The following is a 4104-nucleotide window of genomic DNA, read 5'->3' on the forward strand; positions in this document are numbered from 1 at the left end:
CCCGTAGGTCGAGCTTGTGCCGGTGCTCCAGCACCATCCCGCGCCCGGGGCGGGAGCAACTCCTCCTCCGGGATGACCGGGTGCGCGTCGGGGTCCCGGGCCGTGCGGGGAGGCCGCCGTCACGTCGTGCGCCCGGATTGCGTAGGTCTACTCACGGGTTACTCGGTGGCTTCACGCTGCCCCCACACCCCCGTCACCGGGCACTCTGTGGACAGCCTCGAACGAGGCGCCCGGTCCGGCCCCACGGTCGCCAGTCGCTGGGGGTCTGGCGAACGCGACGCCGGACCGTCATGGGCGCCCCTGTCGGGGTCCCACCGCCCGGCCGGAGAGGGGGAGCATTGGGGGGAGCACCCGGCCGGGCGGGCCGACCCCGCCCTCCCTGTCGTCTACCCTGGGAGGGCGTGGTCGGCCCGGTGAGCCGACTCGAACAACCACGACCCGCTGGAGCGTGCACCCCGTGTTCGACACACTCTCCGATCGGCTCACGTCGGTCCTGCAGAACCTGCGCGGCAAAGGCAAGCTCTCCGACGCCGACATCGACGCGACCGCCCGCGAGATCCGCATCGCGTTGCTTGAGGCCGACGTCGCGCTGCCGGTGGTGCGGGCGTTCATCGGCCAGGTCAAGGAGCGGGCCAAGGGCGCCGAGGTCTCGCAGGCCCTGAACCCGGCCCAGCAGGTCATCAAGATCGTCAACGAGGAGCTCGTCGGCATCCTCGGCGGCGAGACGCGCAGGCTGAACCTCGCCAAGACGCCCCCCACCGTGATCATGCTGGCGGGCCTTCAGGGCTCCGGTAAGACCACGTTGGCGGGCAAGCTGGCGACGTGGCTGAAGCAGCAGGGGCACGCGCCGCTCCTGGTCGCCTGCGACCTCCAGCGCCCGAACGCGGTGACCCAGCTCCAGGTGGTCGGCGAGCGCGCCGGGGTCCAGACCTTCGCCCCCGAACCGGGCAACGGCGTCGGCGACCCGGTCGAGGTCGCGCGCCGCTCGATCGACGAGGCACGCCGGGCCCAGCACGACGTCGTGGTGGTCGACACGGCGGGCCGCCTGGGTGTCGACGAGGAGCTGATGCAGCAGGCCGCCGACATCCGGGACGCGGTCACCCCCGACGAGACGCTGTTCGTCGTCGACGCGATGATCGGTCAGGACGCGGTGACCACGGCCGAGGCCTTCCGCGACGGCGTGGGCTTCTCCGGCGTCGTGCTCACCAAGCTCGACGGCGACGCGCGTGGTGGCGCCGCGCTCTCGGTCCGGCACGTCACCGGCGAACCGATCCTGTTCGCCTCCAACGGGGAGAAGCTGGAGGACTTCGACGTCTTCCACCCCGACCGGATGGCCAGCCGCATCCTCGGCATGGGTGACATGCTCACCCTGATCGAGCAGGCCGAGCAGGCCTTCGACCAGGACAAGGCCGAGCAGGCGGCGAGCAAGCTCGGCACCGGCGAGCTGACGCTGGAGGACTTCCTCGAGCAGATGCAGGCCGTGCGCAAGATGGGCCCGATCGGCAACCTGCTCGGGATGCTGCCAGGCGCGGGGCAGATGAAGGACCAGATCTCGCAGGTCGACGATGCCCAGATCGACCGGCTCCAGGCCATCATCCGGGGCATGACGCCCGCCGAGCGCGAGAACCCGAAGATCATCAACGCGTCGCGCAGGCAGCGCATCGCCCGGGGGTCGGGCGTCGCGGTCCGGGACGTCAACGACCTGGTGAACCGCTTCTTCGAGGCCCGCAAGATGATGCAGCAGATGGCGGGCCGGTTCGGCTTCGGCGGCCAGGGCGGCCAGGGCGGCGGCAAGAAGGGCAAAAAGGGGAAGAAGGGTAAGAAGGGCAAGAACCGCGGGCCCACGCAGCCCAAGATGCCGGGCGGTTTCCCGGCCGGGCTCGGGCAGGGCCCTGGCGCGGGAGGCGGCGGTATGCCCGACCTCTCCCAGCTCGGTGGCGGGCTCAACGACCTGCCGCCCGGCTTCGACCCGTCCAAGCTCAAGCTGCCGAAGAAGAAGTAGTAGCCGATGTACCACGTGCGTGGGGTCGTGCTGCCCGACGAGACCGAGCGCGACCTGTGGATCGTTGACGGGCGCGTCACCGGCACCCCGCCCGACGGGGCGGAATCGGCCCGCGCCCTCGACGGGGCGTTCGTTCTGCCCGGCCTGGTGGACGCGCACTGTCACCCGGGTATCGACGCCAACGGTGCCACCACCCTCGACGAGGCCGCCGAGCACGCCCGCCGTGACCGGGACGCGGGCACGCTGCTGATCCGGGACTGCGGGCTGCCGATCGACGTCCGGCCGCTGCAACGACGCGCGGACCTGCCGCGCATCATCCGCGCAGGCCGTCATCTGGCTCTGCCGAAGCGCTACCTGCCCGGCCTCGGCCTCGAACTGGGACACCCGGACGAACTTCCGGACGCCGTGGCCGAACAGGCGGCCGACGGCGACGGCTGGGTCAAGCTCGTCGGTGACTGGATCGACCGGTCGGTCGGCGACCTGGCGCCGCTGTGGCCGGACGACGTGCTCGCCGAGGCCGTCAAGGTGGCGCACGAGGCGGGCGCCCGCGTGACCGCGCACGTGTTCGGCGAGGCTGCCCTGCCCGGGCTGCTCGACGCCGGCATCGACTGCCTCGAACACGGCACGGGACTCGGGGCAGGGGACCTGGCCGAGCTCGCCGACCGGGGCACCGCGCTGGTGCCCACGCTGATCAATATCGACAACTTCCCGGGCATCGCCGACCAGGCCGTGCGGTACCCGACCTACGCCGCGCACATGCGGGCACTCCACGCGGGCGTCCGCGACATGGTGGGCAGCGCCGTGGACGCGGGCGTCGCGGTCTACGCGGGCACGGACGCGGGGGGCATGGTCGCCCACGGCCGGATCGTCGACGAGATCGAAGCTCTGCACGCGGCGGGCATGACGACCACACAGGCGCTGGCCTCGGCGTCCTGGGCCGCGCGGGAGTGGCTCGGCTACGACGGGCTCACCGAAGGGGCGGCGGCCGACCTGCTCGTGCTCGACGACGACCCGCGCGCGAACCTGGCCGCGTTGCGCCGCCCGAGGCACGTCGTCCTGCGCGGTCAGGTGCTCGACTCCACGGAGCCGCCCTCGTCGCCGTAGGGTGGGCCGTGGGCCGGGCCAGGCCCGGACGGCCTGACGACGGCACGGGGAGGTGCGGTGGAGCGGGAGGACGGCGCCGCTTCGGCCCGCGACGGACTGGTACTCGGCGCGCACTGGGGCTTTCTCACCTTCTTCGCCTCCTACGGTGCCTACTACGCGGTCACGCTGGTGCTGTCCGGGCTGGCGCTGAACGGGGGAGCCGACCCGCTGACCCTGCCGCGGCTCGGTCCGCTGGTGCTGCTGGCCTTCCTGCCGAACCTGCTGCTCGGTCTCGGCCCGGTGCTCGGCTCGCTGCGCTGGGGCCGGGGCTCGCGCGTGGACTTCGGACTGGTTCCGACCATGCGTGATGTCAGGATCGGCGTGGCGTGCGGCGGATTCTCGTTGCTCGCGGCGTACCTGTTGAACCTGTTGCTGTTCGGCGTCTACGGGCCCGAGCGGATGCCCGACCCGGTCACCGACGCTTTCGGCGGCCTCGGGTCGAACGTCGGCTGGCTCCTGCTCGCCGCCCTCGTGCTCGTGGCCGGTGCGCCGCTGACCGAGGAGCTGCTCTTCCGCGGTGCGCTGTGGAACGCGCTCGGCCACTACCGCGTCCCACCGTGGGTGGTGCTGGTGGTGACCGCGCTGGTCTTCGCCCAGGTGCACGGCGAGCCGACGCGCACCCTGGCACTGGTCGGTCAGGGCGTGGCGATCGGTGCCGCCCGCATGATCACCGGCAGGGTCGGCTCGAGCGTCGTCGCGCACGCGGTGAACAACCTGCCCCCGGCCTTGCTGCTGTTCGGCGGGTCGTGACCGCGGTACGACAGACAGTAGGCTCAACCACGGTCGGCCCCTCGGCGACGCCGCCGGGCGCGGGTGACCGGCACAGGGATGGCGAAAGGACTGGTGTGCCCGGGGAGTCGCAGGAGCCGGAGACCGAGCCCGACGCCGAGGTCGGCGGGAAGACTGGCGCGGCGGCGGGGCCCTCCGGGGCCGCCTCCGCCGGGGAGGCGTGCGCGGGG

The 4104-nt window shown here is 72.5% G+C and carries 3 protein-coding genes; all 3 read left to right on the forward strand.

Translation table 11 applies throughout. The features are described from left to right. Positions 1-457: 457 nt before the first annotated feature. Genes ffh through SACSA_RS0114870 form a run of 3 tightly spaced genes read left to right on the forward strand, consistent with a single transcriptional unit; the run spans position 458 to position 3895 of the window. Positions 458-2002: a signal recognition particle protein gene (gene ffh / locus SACSA_RS0114860; RefSeq protein ID WP_028661899.1), complete on the forward strand. Its 1545-nt coding sequence runs from the start codon at positions 458-460 to the stop codon at positions 2000-2002. Positions 2003-2008: 6 nt separating this feature from the next. Further along, complete coding sequence (locus SACSA_RS0114865) at positions 2009-3106, forward strand: amidohydrolase family protein (protein ID WP_019818349.1); 1098 nt, start codon at positions 2009-2011, stop codon at positions 3104-3106. 57 nt (positions 3107-3163) lie between these two features. After that, complete coding sequence (locus SACSA_RS0114870; RefSeq protein WP_019818350.1) at positions 3164-3895, forward strand: CPBP family intramembrane glutamic endopeptidase; 732 nt, start codon at positions 3164-3166, stop codon at positions 3893-3895. Positions 3896-4104: the final 209 nt, after the last annotated feature.

It is taken from the genome of Saccharomonospora saliphila YIM 90502 (genome assembly GCF_000383795.1).
GTDB lineage: Bacteria > Actinomycetota > Actinomycetes > Mycobacteriales > Pseudonocardiaceae > Saccharomonospora > Saccharomonospora saliphila.